Below are 19,562 nucleotides of genomic sequence, written 5' to 3'. Positions count from 1 at the left end.
TTTCATCCATGTGTATGGCCATTATAGGGCAGGTAGAACTGCAGATTTTGTCAAACGGCGTCTGCGGCAGCGGGAAAGTTTTCGAGAATTCTGGACATCGTTCGGCACGGGGAGGGCGTGATCGACATGGAGATGAAGCGAGAGCGGATGGACTGGCACAGCTTCTTTGCGTCGCAGGCGCGGGTGATGGCGGCGAGATCCACCTGCACGAGGCTGCAGGTGGGGTGCGTGTTGGTGCGGGACAAGCGGATCATCGCCAGCGGATACAACGGCAGCATCCACGGGGACGAGCACTGCGTGGACGTGGGCTGCAAGGTGGTGGACGGCCACTGTGTGCGGGCGATTCACGCGGAGCAGAACGCGCTGCTGCAGTGCGCGCGCTTTGGCATTGCGGCGGAAGGCGCGGATCTGTATGTCACGCACACGCCCTGCCTGACGTGCACAAAGAGCCTCATTCAGGCCGGGATCCGGCGCGTATTTTACGAGTTCGAGTATCGGCCGGACCCGTACGCGATGGAACTGCTGTCGAAGGCGGGGGTGGTTGTCGAACAGGTGCGAAGCCGGTTGGATCTTCTGGTATAGGGCGGTGCCAGGCGCGGCGTGAGGTCGGTCGCCCTCGCGCGCTTCGAGCCGAAGGCGAGCCTTCAAAGCGCGAGATTGCTGGGCGCCATTTCTGTCCCCGCCGCGTACACTACAAACAACTGGCGACGAGCGAGGTGATGTGGAATGCCGGAATGGCTTCGGAGTCAACTCAGGAGAGCGTTCCTCAATCGCGATCGCAAGGCCATCGTGATGCTGAATGAAGCGTATTACCGATATCGGCAATCGGACGCGAAAGCGGAGCCGTGAGCGGGCCGTCCAAACGGTTGAGCTGGCCTTCCGCCGCGCCCCGTGCGCCTAGGCGCGGCGCCAGATCCGAAGCGCACCTTAGCCCGGAAAGCCGGCGATCCGCCCATGGAATTTGCCCAGAATGCGGTCCAGCACCTCCTCTGTGATGGGGCCGAGCTGGGCCTTGTACATATCGAGCGAGATGTGGCAGCCGTCGCGATCGTTCTCGTTGTCGAAGGCGAGAAAGACGCGCGTGCCGTCGTGAAGCTCGTATTCGAGGTAGTAGGTATCGGCCTGCACGAAACTTCTCCTCTCAGGCGCTTGGCGCGCGGCAGGAATGCGAGGGAAAGCGACACATTTTATGACGCGAAAACACCGGGCCCTTCGAGAACCCGGTGCTTTTTTCACGATTTTCTCGCGAAGTGCGCCGCGCTGAAAGCAGGTGCCACCGCGGCTCGACGTCAGCCGCGACGACCGCCGCGGCCGCCGCGCTTGGCCTCGCTCCGCCGGAGCTGCGCAAGGCGCTCTTCGCTGTCTTTGAGAAATCGATTCATGATCTGTTCGAATCCCTGGCGCCGGTCCTGGCGCTGACCCCCTCGCGATCCTCCGCGATGCGCGCGGCCAGACGATTCGTTGGCCTGGCGAATGGACAGGGCGATTTTCCCATCTCCGCTGACGCTCAGCACCTTGACGGTGACCTCGTCGTTGACCTTCAGGTAATCGTTGACGTCGCGGACATAGTCGTCCGAGATCTCGGAGATGTGCACCAAACCCGTCTCGCCTTCGGGCAACGTGACAAACGCGCCAAATCGCGTGATTCCCGTCACTTTGCCCGTCACTTTGCTCCCGACCTCAATGGCCATAAAGTTGCTTGTTCCTCCCTGTCCGATTGAACCAAAAGAATCCGATGAACGGCTTGCCTGACAAACGGCGTGAAGCCCCGGCGGCCACCTCCGCTCATCCGTAGGATATCCGCCTTGCGCCCTTTCGACTCACGTACGTCCGCGACGTCAGTGGGACTTGGACGGCGACTGCAAATCGAACGGCACCGTGTTGGGCATCACGAGATTCTGATGCTCCGTCGCGTACTTTTCAATGTACGCCGGATTGTTCAATTGTTGCTTCTCCGTCTGCAACGAGCGCTGCTCGGCCTGGAGCGAGGTCAGCTGCTTCTCCAGTTTGGCGTTCTCCGCCGCGAGCTGGCGCAATTGGGGACGTTCCGCATGCCAGAAGTAAAAGAACGCCCACGCGCAAATGGCCAGCGCAGCCACGTAACGGATGCGCACGGGGAAGTTCCGGCGCTGCCGCTGAGGCTCTCGCCTGACGCTTGGCAACGGGCGCGACTCGACTGCTCGCATGGCGAAACGCTCCTCTGTGAGATTTACCGCCTGGCACGCCGACATACCGGCGAAGGCGCGTCAGCGAGCCGATCCGCGGCTTTGGATCAACCAATTCGACGCGCACTGCCAGAAATCCTCTTGCCAGGCGGCTAGTTTTTTTCGCCATCCGGCGTCTCGGCGAACGTAGCGGCGAACCGGGAACGTGACGACGGCGAAGGCGATGGCGACGATGCGGCACGCAGCGTTCTCCACCATCAGCCCCACTCGGTACAAGGCCGTCGCGACGGCCACCACCAGCCGAGCCGCCATCCGGAGTGGCCAGACCACGAAGATCTCCAACGTGCGGCGCACCATTCGCACGATGAAGCGGATGACGGCCACAACGGCGAACGCCCCGCGGACGACGCGCCGCCTGAGGGTCAGGCGATACAGGCCGTAGCCCACCACGAGCAGCACGAGCGTCCAGATGCGAAATTCGCCGCCAATGGTCCGAAACGTGAGCAGATACACGCCCACGGCCGCCGACAGCCAAAAGGCGAGATCGCACACCGGCCGCAGGCGCCGCAGCCAGCGGAAACCGCCCGAGATGGTGTTGTACCAGTCGAACACCGCGCCCATGGCCGCTCCCGAAGCGAGCATCCACAGCACATAAGCCACGTTCTGCCCCGCGTTCATGGCCGAAGCCGCCCCCACCGCGGCGCTCGGCGATGATCTCCGTAAATGAGCGCGCCAATCTCGCCCTCAATGCGAATGATCCCCGTCTGCCGATCGAACGCCTTAATGGCGAGCGATTTCCCCTCGACGCTTAGCTCGCCCGCGCGCGTCGCGATGACGAAGGCCTCCGCATCGAACCGCTCGAGGCGCTCGACCCCGGTCACCTCGATCTCCCGCCTGCCGAAGATGTGCACATCGTGTCCCTCGGCCGGATCCATGCCGACACCTCCAACCACCCTGTCGCTCCGAGTGTATGACGGAGGGTGGACATGTAGACCGAGGGAGCGCACCACCCCGTCTGGGCGCCGAACGCCGGCCCGAACAAGTGCAAGCCGCGCCCTCGCCCATAGCAAAAGACCGGCCGTCACGGGCCGGTCCCGAACCGGGCTTATGGAGTTTCCTCTTCATCGTCGACAAACGCTTCGTCGACGTCGCCCGCGCGAGGTTCCACGCGGACCATGTCGTAAAGAGAAGCCGCCTCGTCCCGCCGCGGATTCTCCGCGAGGCGCCGGACGACGACCGTCACGGTCTTGTTGCCGTATTGGATGACAATCTCGTCCCCCACGGCCACATCCGTCGCCGCTTTGCCGGGGCGGCCGTTCACCAACACGCGCCCGGCATCGCAGATCTTCTTGGCCAGGGTGCGCCGTTTGATCAAGCGGGACACCTTGAGAAACTTATCGAGTCGCAAGGTTCAGCGCGTGACTTCCTTGAGCTTGTTGCCCGGTTTGAACGCAGGCACCGTGGAAGCCGGGATCTCGATGACCTCGCCCGTCTGCGGGTTGCGGCCCGAGCGCGCAGCGCGAGAACGCGTCTCAAACGTGCCGAAGCCGATGATCTGCACCTTCTCGCCGTTGGCGAGGGCCTTCTCGATGACCTCGAACACTTTGTTCACAGCGGCCTCGGCGTCCTTCTTCTTCAATCCCGTCTCTTCCGCGACACGGTTGATGAGTTCCATCTTGTTCACGCGTGCGATACCCCTTTCGTGGGAATGTCGGGAATGTTATTCGTTCTTCTCGCCGGGAATCCTGCTAGTTCGACTGTGAAAATGCGATTTTTGCCTCGTTCCAGTACGCGTCAAGGGCTTCTGGCGACGCAGTTTCCCATGATTCCCCATTTGAGCGCAGCCGTTCCTCCACGTACCGGAATCGGCGGACAAATCGGCGCGTCGCCTGGGCCAGGACAGTCTCTGCGTCGAGATCGAGAAACCGGCAGAGGTTGACGACGGCAAACAGCACATCCCCGGCTTCCGCAGTGAGCTTGGCGGCATCCCGCGGCTCCCGACGTCGCTCGATGTCAAGTTCATTCATTTCCTCTTTGACCTTCTGCCATACGTCGGCCTCGTCCGACCAGTCGAACCCGACTTTGGCCGCCGCCTTCTGGACCGCCTGCGCCACGGCGAGCGCTGGCCCGGCGAGCTTCACGCCTGACAAGGCGCTCTCTTCACGCTCTTCATTTCTACGCTCATCCTGTTTTACCTGCTCCCAAATGCCGCGGACGTCGTCCGCCGTCTTCGCCACCTCGTCCCCAAACACGTGCGGGTGGCGGCGGACCAGCTTCGCCGCGAGCCCCGCGAACACGTCGCGGAGCGTGAACTCGCCCGCTTCCTCCGCGATGCGCGCGTGGAGGAGAATCTGCAGCAGGAGATCTCCCAACTCCTCCGCGAGGTGATCGGCATCGCCCTCGTCGATGGCCTCCGCCACCTCGTACGCCTCCTCGACGACGTACTTGCGCAGCGACGCGTGCGTCTGCTTCCGATCCCACGGGCAGCCGTTTGGCCCGCGCAGGACCTCGACAATGCGCGGGGCCTCGTGCAGATCCCGGTACAACACGGCCGCGTCCTTGGCTGGTGGCACATACAGGGTCGTGAGGTGGTCGATCCACGCAAGACGGTCGATCTCGTACAGTGGCACGCGCTCCATCCGTTCTTCTCCGCGAACGCCGGCCGCGCGCACGACCACGACCTCGTACTCGTCCGGGTAGAGCTCCATCAAGGTGAGTTTCACCTCGCTCGCCACGGCGCGATCATACACCTGGGCGATGAAGGTGTGCAGGCGCGGGTTGAGTTGGTCATGCCGAAGCGCAAGGCCGTCGAGCAACAGGAGCCCCTCCACCGGATCGATCCCGAGCCTCGCCGCGGCGAGATCGAGAAAACTCTGACCTGGGCCTACCTCCACCTCCACACCCGGGTGAGGCTGCGCCAACAGGATTTGGACCGCGCGCTCGGCCACGAGAGGGTGGCCCGGAACCGCGTAGACGACATGCGGATGGCCTTCGGCGAGGTGGAGCAGGCGCGCGACAATCGCATCGTAGACGGCGTCAAACGTGTCGCACGTCTCGTAGAGGTCATCGCACGTCTGGTAGGTGACGCCCGCTTCGTCGAGCCGCTTTACGGCGGGATGCTCGCGCGTGCGAAGCACGACGGGCCAGCCGCGCCGCATGATCTCGTACGATCCAATCGGGATGCTGTCCGGATCTCCAGGGCCCAATCCGACAATGTGCACCGTGCTCAATGCGCCTACCCCTCCATGGACTGGCTTCCGTGCAACCCTCGGCGTTCGAGGTCCTCCAGGTGGAGACCGGTCCTTTTTCGCATGCTGAACTTGAGGCTCAGCGCGCCGTCTCCGTCCCATTCGTCTCCCTACGCATCGTCCACATGATACTGCACAGGGATCGCGAACACAAAACGGCCTCCCGCTGGCTCCTGTTTCCCCAGTGCGGGAGGCCCGATGGCGATCGGCCGTCGGTTTCGACATGCGCCGTTGGCGCTCATCCGTCCGAATCGCACTTGCACACCCCATGCATATATGGTACATTATGGATGACGCTTGTTCATTGTTCCATCTGCTTACCCAAAAAACCGGCGGCGGTTTCCGCCAACTTGACCTCGGTCTCCCCCATCCGCACGCTCTCGTCGCGGGTGGCGAGGATGACCGCGCCAATTGGATCGCCCGCGGCGATGATGGGCGCGATGACGCGCGCGCCGAATCGCTCCGGGCGGTCTCGCACGATGGCGTACTCCCCCGCCGTCGAGTTATGAACGGTCTTGCGCTCCTCCATCGCCTGCTCGATGTCTTCGCTCACGGGCTTGTCCAAAAACTCCTTCTTCGGCGCCCCCGACACGGCGATGATCACGTCCCGGTCCGCAATCATCGCGATGTGCCCCGTGTTTTCGGCGAGCGAATCCGCGTACTCCTTGGCAAAGTCCCCGAGCTCACCGATGGGCGAATACTTCTTCAGGATGACTTCGCCATCGCGGTCCACGAATATCTCTAAGGGATCGCCTTCGCGAATGCGCAACGTCCGTCGAATTTCCTTCGGAATGACCACCCGACCGAGATCATCAATTCTCCGCACGATGCCTGTGGCTTTCAAAAAGATCCCTCACCCTCATGAAGTTTGGTGCAACGGAATCCGACGTGACTGTATTATGCGACTCGCCCAGATCCTCTATGCACCAGCCAAGCCATGAGGGCCAGGCGCGGCGGGAGTCAGACGCCCGCCACCTCTTCCTGCTTTTTGGACTGCCGCACCATCTCCAGGTAATCGGCCAAGAAGGCGATGAGCCTGCGGACGATCTCGTCCCCTGCCAGGCCCTTCGTGCGGAACGCCACAAAGATCATGCCGTTCGGCCGCGAGGTGACCTGCGCCTTGTGCTTGACCGCCATGGACAGGAGCTTCGGATAATCGACGGCCGCCTGCTTTTCGTTCGGGAACCGCACGGTCGTCTCGGCCCCCTGCGTCGCGATGTGATCCGCGTGCGCCTGCATCGCGAGGCTCTTGAGCCTCGTCACGTCGAGCAGATTGCGCACCTCCTGCGGCGGATCGCCGTAGCGATCGATGAGCTCGTCCTCGAGATCGTCCGCCTCGGACACCGCCTGAATCGCACGGAACCGCTTGTACATGGCCACCTTCTGCGACGGATCCGAGATATAGGTGTCTGGAATGTACGCTTCGACAGGCACGTCGATGGTCGGTTCGACGGGCTTCTCCAGCTGCTCGCCGCGCAGCTCGCGGATGGCCTGCTGCAAAAGTTCCGTGTACATGTCGAAGCCGACCGAGTTGATGAATCCGTGTTGCTCGGCCCCGAGCAGGTTGCCCGCGCCGCGGATGGACAGGTCGCGCATGGCGATCTTGAAGCCGCTGCCCAGTTCGGTGAACTCCTTGATGGCCGCCAGGCGCTTTTCCGCGACCTCCGACAGCACCTTGGCCGGTTGATAGGTGAAATATGCGTACGCAATCCGGTTGGATCGGCCGACGCGGCCCCGCAGCTGGTAGAGCTGGGACAGACCGAACTTGTCGGCGTCGTAGACAATCAAGGTGTTCACGTTCGGAATATCGAGTCCCGTCTCGATGATGGTGGTGGTGACGAGCACGTCGTACTCGCCTTCGAGAAAGTCGAGCATCACGCGCTCGAGCTCTGCCTCGGCCATCTGACCGTGCGCCACGCCCACGCGCGCATCGGGCACGAGCGACTGCACGCGTTCCGCCATGCGGTGGATGGTCTGGACGTCGTTGTACACGAAGTACACCTGTCCGCCGCGGGCGAGTTCGCGCTCGATGGCTTCCTTGACAAGGCCCTCGTTGTACTCCACGACGTACGTCTGCACCGGGAACCGGTTCTCAGGCGGCGTCTCGATGATGGACAGATCGCGCACGCCGAGCATGGACATGTGGAGCGTACGCGGGATGGGCGTCGCGGTGAGCGTCAGACAGTCCACGTTCGCGCGCAGTTGCTTCAGCTTTTCCTTGTGCGTCACGCCGAAGCGCTGTTCCTCGTCCACAATGAGAAGACCAAGATCCTTGAACTGCACCGAGTTCTGCAAAAGCCGGTGGGTGCCGATGACGATGTCGATGGTCCCTTCCTTGAGGCCCTTCAACACCTCCTGCGTCTCCTTGCGCGTCCGGAAGCGGCTCAGCATCTCAATTTTCACTGGGAAGCCGGCGAACCGCTCCTTGAACGTCTCGTAGTGCTGCTGCGCGAGGACCGTCGTCGGCACCAGCACCGCGACTTGTTTCCCGTCCATCACCGCCTTGAACGCCGCGCGCATGGCGACCTCCGTCTTGCCGTAGCCCACGTCGCCGCACAAGAGCCGATCCATCGGGCGCGGCTTCTCCATGTCCCGCTTGATCTCCGCGATGGCGCGAAGCTGATCCGGCGTCTCCTCGTACGGGAACATGTTCTCGAAGTCCGCCTGCCAGGGCGTGTCGGGCGAGAACGCGTGCCCGGGCGTCGCCTCGCGCTTCGCGTAAAGCTTCAGGAGATCCCCCGCGATGTCGCGCACCGACTTCTTGACGCGGTTCTTCGTCTTCTGCCATTCGCTCGATCCGAGGCTGTGCAGCTTCGGCTCCTTCTCGCCCGAGCCGATGTACCGTTGAATCTGGTCAATCTGGTCCACCGGCACGTACAGGCTGTCCCCGCCCGCGTAGCTCAGGTACAGGTAGTCGCTGCGGCGGCCATCCACCTCGAGCGTCTTGATGCCCATGTATCGGCCAATGCCGTGATTCACGTGCACCACGTAGTCGCCGACGTTCAACTCCTGGTAGCTCTTGATCCGCTCCGCATCCGAGACCTGCGCGCGCGTCTGGCGATGCTTGCGCTTTGCCGTGAACACCTCGGTCTCGACGATCACGGCGATCCGGTGCATCGGCAACTCGAACCCGCTCGACAGGTTGGCGACGACAATTTGCGGCACCTTCGATCCCGGCGTAAAGACCTCTACCTGGTCCGCCTGGATGCGATAGTCGTCCAGGACGCGCGCCAGGTGATCCGCCCGCTCCTTGGTCGCAGCCGCAAACACCACCTGCGTGTGCGCCTTCTCCCAGCGGGCGAGCTCTTGCTTCAACACGTTCATCTGCCCGTGGAAATTCTGCATGCTGCGCGCCGAGATGTTGAGCACCTGCTGATACCGCTGACTGCCGCGGGTATGGGCGAACGTCGCAAAGTGCACCTTCGGCCGATTCAATTCCTGAAACTTCGCCTCGTAGTGAATGGCGTCGACCGTCCCCGAGAGCACCTCGCCCCGCATGATGGCGCCTGAGAGCCACTCGCGAAACTCTTTCTCAAGCACTTCCGCGCGCTCCAGGATCCGAGCCGTCTCGTCGAAGCAGACAAATGCAGGCTGAGGGACGTGATCGAACAGCGTGTCCGCGTGATCCGGGAACAGAAGCTGGTAGCGAGCCACGCCCGCAAACGGCTGCCCCTCTCGCAACTTGCGGATGTCCGCCGAGATGGACTGCTCCAGCCGATCCCGGAGCGCCGCATCCGTCACCGTCTTCAGCCTGGCTTCGAGCCGCGCCTCGAGCTCATCCGCCACCTTGTCCGCGACGGGCTGCGGGAGCATCAGGTCGAACGCCGGGCCAAACGACACGCGATCCCGCTTGTCCTGGGATCGCTGCGTGGCGGGATCGAACGTGCGAATGGAGTCAATGTCCGTGTCAAACCACTCGATGCGATATGGGAGGTCGTGGCCCAGCGGGAAGACGTCGAGGATGCCGCCGCGCACGCTGAACTGGCCGCGGCTCTCCACGAGGCTGACGCGCTCGTAGCCGCCGCGCACGAGCTGAGCCACCACGTCGTCGATGGGCTTGGTCTCCCCTACCGCGAGGTTCACCAGCGAGTGTAGAAAGTGATGCTTTTTCGTCACCGGCTGCCAGGCCGCGAGAAGCGTGGTGACCACGACGACAGGGCCCTCCTGCGCGAGGGCCTCAAGGACGTGCAGCCGTTCCGCCAGAACATCCGAGGACGACGCCAGGTAATCCACGAGCGCGTTGTCTCGCTCGGGATACAGATAGACGCGCGCGTCCGGCAGGTACTCCTTCAAGTCCTCCCAGATGGTCTGCGCGTGACTGGCCGTATGCGTCACCACAATCATCGACTCTGGGAGACGGCGATTGCGGAGATGGTACAAGGCCGCCATCACGAGCTGCCGTCCGGCCCCGGTCACGCCTGTGATGAGCATGTCGTTTCTGCGCGGCCCCATCCCGTCCGCCAATGACGAAAGCGCCCCGTCCGCGGCCATGAGTTCGACGAGACCCTTCACCTTTTCCCCCTCCCAGCACACGCATGTACCTGGATTTATTGTATGATACTTCCTTCCAAGAGCAGTTCGGGATGCATCGCGACGGCCTGCTCGCAGGCGTCGCAGACGGTTTGAATCTCAAACTGGTTGTCGCGAGGGCGGATGACGTCCCACTGGTGATCCGGTTCGAGATGGTGGAGGCCGAGCCGCTCCATCGCGTCGCTCAGCGACCAGTGCGACGCGTCCACCGCCCCAATTTTCTGTCTGCAATAGCGGCAGACGTATTCGAAGCGCATCGGGATCGCCCCTTTGTCAGACGTTTGTCAGACAGGTCTCCCCTTAGTATGGAGACGCGATGCGCTTCCCATACCTCCGCCGCTCGCGGCGGCTCAAGCCTTGGCCGCCGCGTTGTAGCGAGTCATGGCGTTGGCGAATCCGCGCTCGACGGCGTACAGCGCCGCTTCTGCGGCCGTTTCCAGCGCCCTGCGGATGTGCGGCTCTTCCTCTCGCGAAAACGCTCCCAGGACGTACGGCACAATCGGCGCTCCTTTCGGCGGCCGGCCGATGCCGATGCGGACGCGCCCAAACTTCTCCGTGCCAAGCGAATCGATGATGGACTTGATCCCGTTGTGGCCTCCTGCGGACCCCTGCGCCTTCAGCCGAACGACGCCCGGGGGAAAGTCCATGTCGTCGTAGAGGACCATCAGGTCTTCGGCCGGATCGATCCGATAGTAGCGGACAATCTCGCCTACGCAAAGGCCGCTTACGTTCATATACGTGTGCGGCTTCACCAACAGAACCTTTTCGCCCGCGTAGCGCGCGTCGCCGATGAGCGCGTGGAAGTCGGCCTGGTCCACGCGCGCCGCGAGTTTCTCCGCCAAGGTGTCGATGGCCATGAACCCGGCGTTGTGCCGGGTGCGCTCATACTCGCGCCCCGGATTTCCGAGTCCCACGATGACTTTCAAGGTCCGTCTCTCCTCAGTCGAACAGCTGGCTCACGGAGCGCTGCGTGTGCACGCGGATGATGGCCTCCGCGATGAGCTCCGCCACCGACAGCACCTTGATTTTGTCGATCCGCTTGTGCTCGGGCAGCGCAATGGTGTTGGTGACGACCACCTCTTCGATGGCGGAGTTCTGCAGGCGCTCCACGCCCTGTCCCGAGAGCACGGGATGAATGCAGCACGCGTACACCCCACGCGCGCCCCGTTTCAAAAGCTCCGCCGCGCCCGCGGTGATGGTCCCCGCCGTGTCAATCATGTCGTCAATCAGGATGGCCGTCTTGCCCTCGATGTCACCGATGATGTTCATCACCTGCGCCACGTTCGCGTCCGGCCGCCGCTTGTCGATGATGGCGAGCGGGGCGCCCAGGCGCTCCGCAAACGCGCGCGCCCTGGTGACACCGCCCATGTCGGGCGACACCACCACGGGGTTTTCAATTTGCTTGTCCAGAAAGTAATCCGCCAGGATGGGCATCCCGATGAGGTGATCCACCGGAATGTCGAAGAAGCCCTGGATCTGGCCGGCGTGCAGATCCATCGAAATGACGCGGCTCGCGCCCGCCGTCTGCAGCAGATTGGCGACGAGCTTCGCCGTGATGGGATCGCGCGCGCGGGCTTTGCGATCCTGACGCGCATATCCATAGTACGGGATCACGACGTTGATGGTGCGCGCCGAGGCGCGCTTCACCGCATCCATCAGGATGAGGAGCTCCATGAGATGCTCGTTGACCGGCTGGCTCGTGGGTTGAATGATGAAGACGTTTGCGCCTCGCACGCTCTCGCCCAGGCGGATGCGGACCTCGCCGTCCGAAAACCGCCCGACTTGGCAGTCCGCCAGCGGGACTCCGATGTAGTCGGCAATTTCCTGCGCCAATGCCGGATTGGCATTTCCCGTGACGAGCTTCAAGTCGGCGTCAATGGCCACAATGGTTCCCGCCCTTCTCCGGATTCCGATTCTGCCTGCGCGCCTTCCACGCCCGGACGTAGTTCGGCTTGGTGGTCTGGGGCACACGGCCAATGGCGAAGCCGTCGTCGCCGACGTCGTCCGTCACCGTCGTGCCCGCGACGACGTACGCGCCCTTGCCGATGGTCACTGGCGCGATGAGGTTCACATTTGAACCAATGAAGCTGTCGTCGCCGATGACCGTTCGATGTTTCCGCTCGCCATCGTAGTTCACGGTGATGGCCCCGCACCCGACGTTGACGTTGCGGCCAATCTCCGCGTCTCCCACGTACGCCAGGTGACTCACCTTGGTGTCATCGCCGATGCGGCTGTTTTTCACCTCGACGAAATCGCCAATCTTCACACGCCGTCCAATCTCCGCCCCCGGCCGCAGGTAGGCGAACGGCCCCACCTCGGCCTCTTCGCCGATGACGGCCTCGACCGCCACCGTGTACTGAACGCGGGCCCCTTCCCGCACGACCGTGTCCACCAGCCGCGTGTGCGGCCCGATGACCGCCCCCGTCGATATCCGCGTGCGGCCTGCGAGCATGGTGCCGGGGAGCAGAGTCACGTCCGGCGCGAGCTCCACATCCGCCTCGATGTACGTCGTGTTGGGGTCCACCACCGTGACCCCCTCCATCATCCAGCGCGCGAGAATGCGCTGCCTGCAGATGGCCTCCACGCGCGCCAGCTCGGCGCGGTTGTTCACGCTCGCAATTTCGTCCTCGTCCTCCGCGATGTGCGCGATGACGCGCTCCCCGCGGCGGGACAGGATGAGCGCCGTGTCCGTCAGGTAATATTCCCCCTGCGCGTTGTCGTTCTTGACCTCGCGAAGGGCCTCTTCCAGGGCATCCCGGCGAAACGCGTAGATGCCCGTGTTAATGAGCCGGTGCGCGCGCTCTTCCGGCGTCGCGTCTTTCTCCTCGACGATGCGCTCCACTTCGCCGCGATCATTCAAAAAGACGCGGCCCAGCCCCTTCGGATTCGTCACTTCCGCCGCAAGCACGACGCAGGCTGCGCGGGTCTCCTCGCGCAGCCGCATCAAGTGCAAGATGGTCTCCGGCCGAATGAGCGGTGCGTCACCGTAGAGCACGACGACCGTCTCTGTATCGGAAGGCACGAGCGGCAGCGCCGCTCGCACGGCGTCTGCGGTACCGAGCTGCTTCTCCTGGACCGCGATTTCGGCGCGGCCGCGAATGGCCGCCTCCACCTGTTCCCGATGCTGTCCCACCACCACCACGACCTGGTCCATCCGCGCCTCGCGAAGGCTGTCCAAAAGGTGGTGAATCATCGGCTTCCCGCATACGGGGTGCAACACCTTGTGTGTCTGTGACTTCATGCGTGTGCCGTGCCCCGCGGCCAGCACGACAGCGGTTTGCGCCATGCAATATCTCCTCCGAGCGCGCCATGTGTGCGCTCCCACAAATCTTGTCGCCACAAAGTGTACCCGATGGGGGGGTGCATTTCAATTTGGCAGGCCCGCGATCACAAAAAAGCCCTGACTTTCGCCAGGGACTTTTCACACAAGCTTCACATGGCCGAGTCGCGAAGCGGCTGCGAGTTCTCGGCGTCCGCCTCCTGCGCGCGGTAGTACGCGGCGAGGACGGCCTCCTGGATCTTCTGGCGCGTGGACGACGAAATGGGATGCGCGATGTCCCGAAACTCGCCGTCCGGCGTTTTCTTGCTCGGCATCGCGACAAACATGCCGTTGTTGCCATCGATCACGCGGATGTCGTGGACGACGAACTCGCTGTCGATGGTAATGGACGCGATCGCCTTCATGCGGCCTTCACTCGCCACTCGGCGAAGCCTTACATCGGTGATCTGCACCCTCTTCACCACCCTGATGTCGCGAATTGGTCACATCTGTCTTGCACGACCAATTCAACATCCGGGCGGCAAACTCCTGCACAGATCGTCATCATTTTTTCAAAAATTCGACCTCGTTCTCTGTTTTCCGCTTGGCGCTCATTCACCCAGATAGGCGACGAGCTCGATCTCGACCTTGGCGCCGCGCGGAAGCGCCGCCACCTGCACCGTCGAGCGAGCGGGTTTATGGCTGCCGAAAAACGCCTCGCACGCCTCGTTGACCACCTGGAATTCGGCGAGATCCGTCATGAAGATGGTGGCCTTTACGACCTGATCGCGCCGCGCGCCCGCCGCCGTGAGCACCGCGTCGAGGTTGCGGAACACCTGCTCCACCTGCTCCTTCACGCCGCCCTGGACCATCTCGCCGTCAGGCGTGAGCGGAATTTGGCCGGAGGTGTAGACGAATCGGTCCACCTGGACCGCTTGCGAATACGGGCCGATGGCCTTCGGCGCCTGATCCGTGTGAATGATCTGCATGGACAAGACCTCCTCAATCGACATGGGTAGCGCGCCAAGCCAGCGCGCCGAGATTGGGGCGAACCTCAAAACCGCTCTCGCGCACAGGGCCTACCTCGATGAGCGCCACGTAATCCGCGACCATCTTCTGCGCGGGCTGCGACGTGGCCATAAAGACCGCCGTGCCGCAGACCTCACCGCCAAACTCGCCGATGAGCTCGGCCACCGCCCGGGCCGTGGCGCCCGCGCGCATGAAGTCGTCCACAATGAGCGCCCGCGCACCCCGCGGGACCAGCCGGGTGCTCAAGGACATGGTCTGAATGCGCTTCGCCGAACCGGACACATAGTGCGTCGTGAGCGAGGCGCCCTCCGTCACGCGCTGCTCGCGCCGGACGATGGCGAGCGGCGCGTGCAAGTACCTCGCGGCGCTCGCGGCGAGCGGGATGCCCTTCGTCTCGACGGTCACCACCACCTCGACGCCCGCGTGGGCGAATCGGCTCGCCACCATGGCGCCCGCCGTGTCGATCACGTCCGGATCGCCCAACACATCCGACGCGTACAGGAACTCACCGGCGATGACGCGATCCGGCGAGGCGAGCCGGCGCGCGACGTCCCACAGAAAGGCTTCGGCGCGCTCCCGATCCACCTGGGGCACAAAGCGCACGCCGCCTTGGGCCCCGACGAGCGTCTCCACCCGGCCGGCGCCGTCATCGGCGAGCACTTCGCGGACGAGCTGCACGTCCTCGCTCAGCGTGGACTTGGCCACGCCCCACGCCTCGGCCAGCGCCGAGATGCCGATGGGCGCCATGGGGCGCTCGACGAGCCGGCGGGTCAGCCGGATGAGCCGTTCATGCCGCTGCATGGCCCGCCTCCTCAGCTGCGCGCGTGTGCTTGGGCGTAGCCGCCCACAAACCGGCACACGTACACGTCTTTCATGATGCCGCGGAGCGCGTTGTACAGCCGCTGCGCGTGCGTATGCACGGGGGTCAGCACGAACAACGTGGGCCCCGACCCTGACATGTGCACAGGCCGCTGCGCGATGGAGGTCACCCGCTCCTTGAGCGCCCGTAGCTCCGGATACAGGCTCAGGGTGACGCGCTCCAGGGCGTTGTGGACGAGCGCAACCACCCGCTCGTGGTCCCCTTCCGCGAGGCAGCGCACCATCTCCTCGCTGCGCGGGGAGGAGGTGAAATCGGAAGGCTCAAGGCCGCGGTAGACGTCCGCAGTTGAGACGAAGAGGCGCGGGTGCAACAGCACCGCATACATGGCCGGGACGTGCGGATAGCGCGTCACGCGTTCGCCCCGCCCGCGCGCGATGGCGAGCCCGCCATAGACGCAGTAGGGGACGTCGGATCCCACTTCCGCGCCGATGTCCGCGAGTTCGTCCAGGGTGAGCCCCGCGCCTGATAACTGATTCAGCCCGCGCAAAACAGCCGCGGCGTCGCTCGACCCGCCGGCGAGCCCCGCGGCGACAGGAATGTGTTTTTCGAGCTGAATGTGCACGCCGCCCGGAAAACCCGTGCGGCGCTTGAATGCCCGCGCTGCCTGCACGCACAGGTTCCGCTCGTCCATAGGCACCGAGGACGATGTGCTCTCCATGGTGATGTCGCCGTCGTCTCGAGCCTCAAGCCAGACGACATCCGACAGGTCCACCGTCTGCATGACCATGTCGACCTCGTGATAGCCGTCGTCGCGGCGCCCAAGGACATCCAGGGTCAGGTTGATCTTCGCGTACGCGCGTTGCAACAACAAAGCGCCCCACCTCGACTAGGATTAGCATGCCGAGGCGGCAAGACAATGTCAAGAATCACAGCATGGCGAGCCGCTCGCCCGCGCCCTCCGCCACAACCTTGTGCCACGGCCGCGCGCCGAGCTCCTCAAGCGCCTCCTTGAGCGGCGCGAGCCGCTCGTAAAACACGCAGGCGACGTCCTCCGGCCCGAGCCCCCGCGCGGCGATGCGTGTGGCCTCTCGCTCGTCCAGGATCACCGCCACCTTTTTGTCCGGACACGCCCGCAAAATAGAAGAAGACAAGAGACGCGCGATCTCGCCGGGTTCCCGCCCGCGCAAATCAGCGTCCTCCTTCACGATGAACTCGTCGAACCACGGTGCGAGCGCGCGCCCCGCCTCCTCCACGACGTGATTGGCCCGGTCCCCCGGAACGCCCACCACGCCGACGCGGCGCCTGCAGGGCAGCGCCTGAAGCCATCGCCCAACCTCCCGGAAGCCGGCCGGGTTATGGCCGTAGTCCAGCACGACGCGCGCCCCGTTCGGGAGCACGTACATCTCGAGCCTGCCGGCGTTCTGCTCGGGCGAGAACGTCGCGAGCGCCTGGGCAACGGTGGATGCGGGTAGCCCCGCCGCGCGCATGGCGGCCGCCGCCAACGCCGCGTTTTCGACGTGAAAGCGCGCGAGGCCGCCCAGGCAGATGGGAATTTGTTCGACGGCGAGGATGGGCCGCTGGGCGCCGCCCTGCCATTCGTAGAGGACGCCGTCCGAGATGACCACCGCCATGCCGCCTGCCTGCACGTGCCGCGCGACGTGCGGATTTTCCGGAACCTGCGACACGAGCACGAGCGGCGCGCGAAAGCGCGGCGCCAGGGCGAGCACGCGCGGGTCGTCCGCGTTCAGGACCACCGCGCCATCGTCGCGGACGCACTCTCCGACGAGCGCTTTGACAAAGGCGATGTCGTTGATGGACTCGAGCCCGTCCTGGCCGACGTGATCGAGCGACAGGTTGGTGATGACCCCGACGTCCGCGACATCGTAGGCGAGCCCGCCGCGCACAATCCCACCGCGCGCCGTCTCGAGCACGGCGACTTCGACGCGCGGATTCGACAGCACGAGCCGCGCACTCATAGGCCCCGTGGTATCGCCCTTTAACACGCACTCGCCCCCGATGTACACGCCCCCGGTGGTCGTGAGCCCTACGGTCTTGCCGGCGAGCGCGAACCCGTGCGCGACGAGCCGCGCGGTGGTCGTCTTGCCGTTTGTGCCTGTGATGGACACGATGGGAATTCGGCCGTCCGATCCGGCCGGAAACAAGGACTCCACAATGGCTTCCGCAGCCCGGCGCGGCGATCCGCTCGACGGGTGCTCGTGCATGCGGATGCCCGGGCAGGCGTTCACCTCAATCACCGCCCATCCCCCAGCGTCCGCGGGAGCCGTGAGCGAGGGGACGACGAGATCGACGCCGCACACGTCGAGGCCCACGGCCTCGGCGGCCCGCTCGGCGATGCGCAAGTAGGATGGGTGCAACACGTCCGTCACGTCGCGCGCCTCGCCGCCCGTCGAGAGGTTGGCGCTCTCGCGCAGCGCCACGCGCTCGCCGACCTGCGGCACGGACTCGGGCGACATGCCCTGGCGCAGAAGCACCTGGCGCGCGATCTCGTCAATAGCAATCTTCGTCAGCGGCTTCTCGTGGCCCTCGCCGCGGCGCGGATCGCGGTTGACGAGATCGACCAGCTCACGGACCGTGTGCACGCCGTCTCCCTCCACGAAGGCGGGCTCGCGCACGGACGCGGCGACGGCGCGGCCGTCGACCACCAGCACGCGCACGTTCTCGCCTGGCACATACGCTTCGACAATGACCTCCCGCGCGTACCGCCTGGCCTCGCGAAATGCAGCGCGCACCTCCGCCTCGGACTCGAGGCGCAGCGATACGCCCTGGCCCTGGCGCGCGTCGAGCGGCTTGGCAACGGCGGGCCCGCCGAGGTGGCGCCAGAGAAAAACGGCCTCGTCCTCGTCCGCCGCCACCCCGCCTGGCGGCACGGCGAGCCCGGCCTCGTCGAGCAGACGCTTGGTCAACGCCTTGTCACTCGCGATGTCGGCGGCGACGCAAGACGTCCGGTCGGTAAGCGTGGCCTCGATTCGCTTCCGGTGCACGCCGTAGCCGAGCTCGAGGAAGCTCGCCTGCAGGCGCCGCACGGGGATGTTGCGCCGCCGGCACGCGTCGACGATGGCCTGCGTGCTCGGGCCGAGGCGGTCGTCCTCGTACAGCCTAGCGATTTCTCGAATTAGGGCGTCGAGATCGCCCGGATGGCGACCTTCGGCGAGCGAAGTCACCACGTCGAGGGCGGCCTCGAGTGCGCGCCGCTGCGCAGGGTAGGACGCGCACTCGATGGCCACGTCGTACACCCCCGGCCGCCCCGCGTACACGGTCTTGCCGTAGTTGGCCGGAATGCCGGCGAGATGGCCTATCTCAATGGCCACGTGTTCGCAGATGTGGCCGAAATAGGTGCCGTCCTCCAGGCGCTCGATGAAGCCGCCCGGCCGTCCCTTGGCGCAGTGGTGTTGACGCAGACCAGGGAAATGGCACAAGAGGCGCTCTCCGAATCCGGGGATGTCGATGCTCTCTTTGCCCGTATACGCCCCGAGGTCCAACCGGGCCAGGAGAATGGGGCGGTACGTGAAGATGTTGGGCCCCTCGATGAAGCGAATGCGCACGATGTTCATGAGGATAGCTCCTTCTGGCGAAGCCAGTGTGGAAAGTCGGGAATGGGCCTGCGTTCGCGCAGCAGGAATCCGCAACCCTCGGGCAGCGTGTGCAGTCTCACGTCGCACAGCGCGAGCGATTCGTCCCGGCGAATGCGGTCAAGGTTGGAATAGGTGGCGCTGCCTGCATCTACGACGCTCACCGCCCCGCGGCCGATGACCTCGAGCACCTGCCCGTCGTGCACCACGACGGCCGTGTCTTCGTCGATGCCAAGCCCCAGATGATGCGGATACTGCGCGACCGCAGACAACAGCCTTCCGAGCCGGCCCCGCTGCGCAAAGTGTTGGTCGATCACGCAGCCATCCAGAAACTCCATGCCGGGCGCCATGCGCACGATGGAGGGGCGGGGATTGGTCTCTCCCTCGCCCTCGACAATCATGGTGCTCGACATCATGGAGGCGCCCGCGCTCGTCCCGCCGAGCACGACGCCGCTCCTGTGCGCCTCGTGCAGCGCCGAATCCACCTTCGTTCCGCCGAGGAGCTTCGTGATGCGCTCCTGATCTCCCCCAGTGAAGAAGATGCACGTCGCCTGCGCGATCATCTGGACTGCGCTGTCGCGGTTCGCGGCCTCGCGGGTGGACACGTCGAATGTGCGCACGTCGTCCACCCCGAGGCGGTGAAACACGTCCACGTACTCCGCGCCCACCTCGACCGGGGTTTTCGTCGCCACGGTGATGACGAGCACCCGGGCGCGCTTTCCGCCGCCGAGATCGAGAAATCGGCGCAAAATGCGGCACTCGCCCGCCTTGTCCTCCGCGCCGCCGATGATGACGAGAGGTCCTTTCTGCCCCAACCGCACGCCCTCCCAGAGATTGGTCAGATCATCCAGTTACTCTTCCCGAAACGCGTGGCCAGCATGCGAACGCCAACAAAGGGCGGCCGGGATGATCCCAGCCGCC

The 19,562-nt window shown here is 64.5% G+C and carries 22 protein-coding genes; 2 read left to right on the top strand and 20 right to left on the bottom strand.

Going from position 1 to position 19,562, the window contains the following annotated elements; genetic code table 11:
- Positions 1 to 126 precede the first annotated feature (126 nt).
- A complete protein-coding gene (locus AC27E8_RS11285) occupies positions 127 to 582 on the top strand; it encodes a ComE operon protein 2 (RefSeq protein WP_067850158.1) in 456 nt (151 codons plus the stop codon).
- 144 nt (positions 583 to 726) lie between these two features.
- Positions 727 to 849 (top strand): cortex morphogenetic protein CmpA, encoded by a 123-nt coding sequence (gene cmpA, locus AC27E8_RS11280; protein WP_012809634.1) that lies wholly within the window; start codon positions 727 to 729, stop codon positions 847 to 849.
- Between the two features lie 78 nt (positions 850 to 927).
- Here the strand turns inward: cmpA and AC27E8_RS11275 are convergent, their stop codons facing one another.
- The 20 genes from AC27E8_RS11275 to AC27E8_RS11180 all read right to left on the bottom strand — a co-directional run bounded on the left by AC27E8_RS11275 (position 928) and on the right by AC27E8_RS11180 (position 19,456).
- The gene (locus tag AC27E8_RS11275; RefSeq protein WP_487097170.1) at positions 928 to 1,128 is read right to left on the bottom strand and encodes a hypothetical protein; all 201 of its coding nucleotides are present in this window, start codon (positions 1,126 to 1,128) and stop codon (positions 928 to 930) included.
- 161 nt (positions 1,129 to 1,289) lie between these two features.
- Entirely contained in the window at positions 1,290 to 1,691 is a 402-nt protein-coding gene (locus AC27E8_RS11270) for a S1 domain-containing RNA-binding protein (RefSeq protein WP_487097168.1), read from the bottom strand.
- Between the two features lie 147 nt (positions 1,692 to 1,838).
- Positions 1,839 to 2,186: an FtsB family cell division protein gene (locus tag AC27E8_RS11265; RefSeq protein ID WP_041694856.1), complete on the bottom strand. Its 348-nt coding sequence runs from the start codon at positions 2,184 to 2,186 to the stop codon at positions 1,839 to 1,841.
- Positions 2,187 to 2,246: 60 nt separating this feature from the next.
- Positions 2,247 to 2,843: a spore cortex biosynthesis protein YabQ gene (yabQ, locus tag AC27E8_RS11260; RefSeq protein ID WP_487097166.1), complete on the bottom strand. Its 597-nt coding sequence runs from the start codon at positions 2,841 to 2,843 to the stop codon at positions 2,247 to 2,249.
- Positions 2,840 to 3,100 (bottom strand): YabP/YqfC family sporulation protein, encoded by a 261-nt coding sequence (locus AC27E8_RS11255; protein WP_487097164.1) that lies wholly within the window; start codon positions 3,098 to 3,100, stop codon positions 2,840 to 2,842. The genes yabQ and AC27E8_RS11255 overlap by 4 nt, the downstream gene beginning before the upstream one ends.
- 170 nt (positions 3,101 to 3,270) lie before the next feature.
- Positions 3,271 to 3,573 carry an RNA-binding S4 domain-containing protein gene (locus AC27E8_RS11250; protein ID WP_014463138.1) on the bottom strand — a complete coding sequence of 101 codons (303 nt, stop codon included), beginning with the start codon at positions 3,571 to 3,573 and terminating at the stop codon, positions 3,271 to 3,273.
- Between the two features lie 3 nt (positions 3,574 to 3,576).
- Positions 3,577 to 3,849 carry an HU family DNA-binding protein gene (locus tag AC27E8_RS11245; protein WP_014463137.1) on the bottom strand — a complete coding sequence of 91 codons (273 nt, stop codon included), beginning with the start codon at positions 3,847 to 3,849 and terminating at the stop codon, positions 3,577 to 3,579.
- Between the two features lie 64 nt (positions 3,850 to 3,913).
- Positions 3,914 to 5,395 carry a bifunctional methyltransferase/pyrophosphohydrolase YabN gene (gene yabN, locus AC27E8_RS11240; protein ID WP_487097161.1) on the bottom strand — a complete coding sequence of 494 codons (1,482 nt, stop codon included), beginning with the start codon at positions 5,393 to 5,395 and terminating at the stop codon, positions 3,914 to 3,916.
- 319 nt (positions 5,396 to 5,714) lie between these two features.
- Positions 5,715 to 6,257 carry a stage V sporulation protein T gene (spoVT, locus tag AC27E8_RS11235; RefSeq protein ID WP_008340726.1) on the bottom strand — a complete coding sequence of 181 codons (543 nt, stop codon included), beginning with the start codon at positions 6,255 to 6,257 and terminating at the stop codon, positions 5,715 to 5,717.
- A 116-nt stretch (positions 6,258 to 6,373) separates the two neighbouring features.
- Entirely contained in the window at positions 6,374 to 9,925 is a 3,552-nt protein-coding gene (gene mfd, locus AC27E8_RS11230; RefSeq protein WP_487097160.1) for a transcription-repair coupling factor, read from the bottom strand.
- Between the two features lie 35 nt (positions 9,926 to 9,960).
- Positions 9,961 to 10,200, bottom strand: a complete 240-nt coding sequence (locus tag AC27E8_RS11225; RefSeq protein WP_014463134.1) for an anti-sigma-F factor Fin — start codon at positions 10,198 to 10,200, stop codon at positions 9,961 to 9,963.
- Positions 10,201 to 10,293: 93 nt separating this feature from the next.
- A complete protein-coding gene (gene pth, locus AC27E8_RS11220; protein WP_487097158.1) occupies positions 10,294 to 10,869 on the bottom strand; it encodes an aminoacyl-tRNA hydrolase in 576 nt (191 codons plus the stop codon).
- 13 nt (positions 10,870 to 10,882) lie between these two features.
- Positions 10,883 to 11,827, bottom strand: coding sequence for a ribose-phosphate diphosphokinase (locus AC27E8_RS11215; RefSeq protein WP_008340731.1), 945 nt, complete (start codon positions 11,825 to 11,827; stop codon positions 10,883 to 10,885).
- On the bottom strand, positions 11,817 to 13,229 hold the full coding sequence (glmU, locus tag AC27E8_RS11210; protein ID WP_487097156.1) for a bifunctional UDP-N-acetylglucosamine diphosphorylase/glucosamine-1-phosphate N-acetyltransferase GlmU: 1,413 nt from the start codon (positions 13,227 to 13,229) through the stop codon (positions 11,817 to 11,819). The genes AC27E8_RS11215 and glmU overlap by 11 nt, the downstream gene beginning before the upstream one ends.
- A gap of 146 nt (positions 13,230 to 13,375) precedes the next feature.
- Positions 13,376 to 13,675, bottom strand: a complete 300-nt coding sequence (gene spoVG, locus AC27E8_RS11205) for a septation regulator SpoVG (RefSeq protein ID WP_012809622.1) — start codon at positions 13,673 to 13,675, stop codon at positions 13,376 to 13,378.
- 138 nt (positions 13,676 to 13,813) lie between these two features.
- Positions 13,814 to 14,191 (bottom strand): RidA family protein, encoded by a 378-nt coding sequence (locus tag AC27E8_RS11200; protein ID WP_487097155.1) that lies wholly within the window; start codon positions 14,189 to 14,191, stop codon positions 13,814 to 13,816.
- 13 nt (positions 14,192 to 14,204) lie between these two features.
- A complete protein-coding gene (gene purR / locus AC27E8_RS11195; protein ID WP_487097154.1) occupies positions 14,205 to 15,032 on the bottom strand; it encodes a pur operon repressor in 828 nt (275 codons plus the stop codon).
- An 11-nt stretch (positions 15,033 to 15,043) separates the two neighbouring features.
- Positions 15,044 to 15,922: a 4-(cytidine 5'-diphospho)-2-C-methyl-D-erythritol kinase gene (gene ispE / locus AC27E8_RS11190; RefSeq protein WP_487097153.1), complete on the bottom strand. Its 879-nt coding sequence runs from the start codon at positions 15,920 to 15,922 to the stop codon at positions 15,044 to 15,046.
- 55 nt (positions 15,923 to 15,977) lie between these two features.
- Positions 15,978 to 18,623 carry a cyanophycin synthetase gene (gene cphA, locus AC27E8_RS11185; protein WP_487097151.1) on the bottom strand — a complete coding sequence of 882 codons (2,646 nt, stop codon included), beginning with the start codon at positions 18,621 to 18,623 and terminating at the stop codon, positions 15,978 to 15,980.
- Positions 18,620 to 19,456 (bottom strand): cyanophycinase, encoded by an 837-nt coding sequence (locus tag AC27E8_RS11180; RefSeq protein ID WP_487097149.1) that lies wholly within the window; start codon positions 19,454 to 19,456, stop codon positions 18,620 to 18,622. The genes cphA and AC27E8_RS11180 overlap by 4 nt, the downstream gene beginning before the upstream one ends.
- Between the last annotated feature and the right edge of the window lie 106 nt (positions 19,457 to 19,562).

The organism is Alicyclobacillus sp. CIJ1, from assembly GCF_057538885.1.
This window is presented reverse-complemented; position numbering and strand designations above follow the sequence as displayed.